Origin of the sequence: Janthinobacterium sp. NKUCC06_STL, from assembly GCF_019345455.1 — a bacterium.
Taxonomy (GTDB): domain Bacteria; phylum Pseudomonadota; class Gammaproteobacteria; order Burkholderiales; family Burkholderiaceae_D; genus Janthinobacterium; species Janthinobacterium rivuli.
Window position 1 is genome coordinate 1 of record NZ_JAHKQY010000055.1, and the last position, 233, is coordinate 233.

The 233-nt window shown below is 50.2% G+C and carries 1 rRNA gene; it reads right to left on the minus strand.

The window, feature by feature from the left end:
- Nucleotides 1-233, minus strand: a 16S ribosomal RNA gene (locus KO539_RS30800); the annotation flags it as partial.

Genomic DNA, 233 nt, shown 5'->3' on the forward strand with positions numbered 1-233 from the left:
GCAACTAATGACAAGGGTTGCGCTCGTTGCGGGACTTAACCCAACATCTCACGACACGAGCTGACGACAGCCATGCAGCACCTGTGTACTGGTTCTCTTTCGAGCACTCCCAAATCTCTTCAGGATTCCAGCCATGTCAAGGGTAGGTAAGGTTTTTCGCGTTGCATCGAATTAATCCACATCATCCACCGCTTGTGCGGGTCCCCGTCAATTCCTTTGAGTTTTAATCTTGC